Raw genomic sequence first — 441 nt, 5'->3', positions numbered from 1 at the left:
TGGCAATCCTGCTTTCAGCCCATTCGGACGGCGCGCTGGCGGCAGACGCCATTGCGGTGAATTCCGATGATTTTACCCTGCCGCCCGAGCCTTCCCGTTTCGGGCGCTTCGAACAGAAACTGTCCGACTGGCACGTCGTGCTCGGCGGCGGCGCCATCATCGTCCCCAAATACGAGGGCAGCAATGAATTCAAGATCATGCCGGTGCCTTTCGTCACGGCGACATTCCTCGACACGGTGACGATCGATCCGACTGGTGCCAACATCGCCGTTTATGAACAAGGACCGTTCGCCTTCAGCGCGCGGCTTGGCTATGACATGGGCCGCAAGGAAGACGACTCCGACCATCTGCGCGGCTTGGGGGATGTCGACATGGGCGCGACGGTCGGCGTGAAGGCAGCGGCGAAGTTCGGTCCGGCCGAAATATTCGCGCAGCTGGACA

1 protein-coding gene is annotated in these 441 nt (G+C 61.5%); it reads left to right on the top strand.

Features of this window, described 5'->3' with window-relative positions:
• On the top strand, nucleotides 1-441 hold a 441-nt coding region (locus tag EN914_RS38065), incomplete at both ends, for a MipA/OmpV family protein (RefSeq protein ID WP_164779309.1).

The sequence above is a fragment of the Mesorhizobium sp. M7A.F.Ca.CA.001.08.2.1 genome (assembly GCF_003998455.1).
GTDB classification, from domain to species: Bacteria; Pseudomonadota; Alphaproteobacteria; order Rhizobiales; family Rhizobiaceae; genus Mesorhizobium; species Mesorhizobium ciceri.
This window is presented reverse-complemented; position numbering and strand designations above follow the sequence as displayed.